The following is a 1049-nucleotide window of genomic DNA, read 5'->3' on the forward strand; positions in this document are numbered from 1 at the left end:
GCGGTGATGATGCTGATGGCGCTGTCGTTCATCTTCGGCCCGCTGCGCAGCGTGCCGATGGGTATCCGCGTGGTGTCCGGCATCAGCTTCGGCTTCCTGTTCTACGTGCTGGATCAGATCTTCGGCCCGCTGAGCATGGTCTACAGCATGCCGCCGGTGCTGGGCGCGCTGCTGCCGAGCATGCTGTTCCTGCTGATCAGCGTGTATATGCTGCTCAAACGCAAGTAGCGGGGCGATCGGTAGTGAAGAAAGGCGTGGCCGTGGGGCCGCGCCTTTTTTGTTGGGAGGATTAGCTAACGCTCAGCAGCGCGATGCCGGCATCCTGATAGGCCTGCGCATCTTCCGGCAGGCGATCCAGCACCAGGGTATCGATCTGTGCAGGGGAAGCGAACTGCGCCAGCGAGGTGTTGCTCAGCTTGGAGTGATCGCACACTACGATCACTTGATTGGCATGCTCCACCATCGCGCGCTTGGTTTCGGCCAGCATGATGTCGGCCACACAGGCGCCTTGTTTCAGCGACAATGCGTTGGCACCCATAAACGCCTTGTCGATGTTCAGCGTATCCAGCAGCGAACGGCCGTTGATGGCGACCGCGCAGTGATAACCCTTTTTGACGATGCCACCCAGCAGGATGATCTGGATCGATTCGACGTCTTCCAGACTCTTGGCGATCATGAAATCGTTGGTGACCACGGTCAGGTTGCGGCGCTGGCGCAGATGGCGGGCGATCTGCAGGGTGGTGGTGCCAGTATCCAATACGATGATGTCGCCGTCTTCCACCAGGCCGGCGGCCAATTGACCGATTTGCTCCTTGGCGCTGAGGTTCACCTCTTCACGCTGATCGGAGCCGACCTCGAAGCTGGCACGGGTGCGCAGAATGGCGCCGCCGTGGGTGCGTGTCAGCATACCGGCGTCTTCAAGAATGCGCAGATCGGTGCGGATGGTGGCGCCGGTCGCGGCGGGGTTCATGTAGGGGGCGAGCGAACCGGCGAGGTCGTCGCGAAGTGCCGTATCGCCTCGTCCTCCGACAGCGGCGGCAGCACTCCGG

The 1049-nt window shown here is 61.7% G+C and carries 2 protein-coding genes; one reads left to right on the forward strand and one right to left on the reverse strand.

The window, feature by feature from the left end:
* Positions 1–228, forward strand: a 228-nt coding sequence (locus tag AB0H42_RS35915; RefSeq protein WP_357064378.1) for an LptF/LptG family permease, incomplete at its 5' end; no start/stop codon positions are given.
* Positions 229–289: 61 nt separating this feature from the next.
* Here AB0H42_RS35915 and AB0H42_RS35920 read toward each other — a convergent pair.
* Positions 290–1049: DeoR/GlpR family DNA-binding transcription regulator (locus tag AB0H42_RS35920; protein ID WP_357064381.1), on the reverse strand; the 760-nt coding region annotated here is incomplete at its 5' end.

Source organism: Nocardia sp. NPDC050799, assembly GCF_040654015.1.
Classification (GTDB): Bacteria; Actinomycetota; Actinomycetes; order Mycobacteriales; family Mycobacteriaceae; genus Nocardia.